This window comes from Pseudomonas sp. XP1 (assembly GCF_053557675.1).
The window spans coordinates 22530-23957 of the sequence record NZ_JBNRIJ010000001.1 but is presented as its reverse complement, the minus strand read 5'-3'; the positions used below and the strand labels follow the sequence as shown (position 1 = coordinate 23957).

The following is a 1428-nucleotide window of genomic DNA, read 5'->3' as shown; positions in this document are numbered from 1 at the left end:
TTGCAGCCCCCGGCAATTTCATCCCTTGACCACTTCCTGCAGGCGCGCCCAAAGCTGTTCGACATGCTCCCGCTCGGTCGGCAATGCGCCAATCGACACCCGCACCATCCACCGCCCATCCAGCGTCGCCGGCGTCACATAGGCATCCCCGGACGCGTTCAGCCGCTCGGCCCACCCCTTGGTATGCGCATCCAGCGCCTCCCCTTCCAGCCCCGCCGGCCGATGGCGAATGCACAACGTCTGCAACTGCACCGGCGCCAGCAGCTCCCACTCCGCCGCCGCGCCGATTTGCCCGGCCAGCCACTGGGCATTGTCCAGGTCACGCCGCAGCCGTGCCTGCAACGCCTCTACCCCCTCGCTGCGCAGCATGAACCACAGCTTCAACGCGCGGAACCGGCGGCCCAGCGGGATACCCCAGTCACGCAGGTTCTTGACCTCGCCATCCACCGCCGACTGCAGGTAGCTGGGGTTGGTGCTCATGACCCGGATCAGGTGCTGCGGGTCGCGCACGTAGTAGATCGAGCAATCGAAGGCCACGCCCAGCCATTTGTGCGCGTTGACCACCAGCGAATCGGCCAGCTCGATGCCGTCCCACATCCAGCGGCATTCCGGCAGGATCATCGCCGAGCCGGCCATGGCCGAGTCCACGTGCAGCCACAGGCCATGGGCCTGGGCGATCTCGCCGATCGGCCGCAACGGGTCGAGGGCCGTGGTGGCGGTAGTACCGGTGGTCGCGACCACGGCGCAGGGCTGGTTGCCGGCGGCCAGGTCCTGCTCGATCGCCGCCTGCAGTGCTTCCGGGCGCAGGGCATGGCGTTCGTCGGTCGGGATCAGGCGGATGTTGTCGCGGCCGAAACCGGCCAGCAATGCGGCCTTGTCCACCGAGCTGTGGGCATGGGCGCTGACATAGACGATCAGCGGCCTGGGCTGGGCTTGCAGGCCGCCGCGTACCAGTGCGTAGTCGCTGGCGCGTTCCCGCGCGCAGATCAGCGCCACCAGTGTGCTGGTGGATGCGGTGTCCTGGATCACCCCGCTCCATTGGCCAGACAGGCCCAGCAACTGACGCAGCCAGTCGAGGGTGATTTCCTCCAGCTCGCTCAGGGCCGGGCTGGACTGCCACGACAGGCCCAGCACGCCCAGGCCAGTGCTGAGGAAGTCACCGAGGACCGACGACAGGGTGCCGTTGGAGGGGAAATAGCCGTAGAAGTCCGGATGCTGCCAATGGGACAGGCCGGGCATGACCAACTGGTTGACATCGTCGAGGATCGCGGCGAAAGGCTCGCCTTGGCGGGGGGCCTGAGCGGGCAAGGCGGCCTTGAGATAGCCGGGTTCGACCTGGGCCATGACCGGGCGCTCACCGACGGATTGGCGGTAGTCGGCGATCAGGTCGATCAGTTGGTGGCCGTATTGGCGGAATTGTTCGGGGGT

Annotated in this window: 1 protein-coding gene; it reads right to left on the bottom strand. The window is 67.4% G+C overall.

Features of this window, described 5'->3' with window-relative positions:
• Window positions 1–18: 18 nt before the first annotated feature.
• On the bottom strand, window positions 19–1428 hold a 1410-nt coding region (locus ACK1U9_RS00120; protein WP_449109584.1), incomplete at its 5' end, for a DOPA decarboxylase.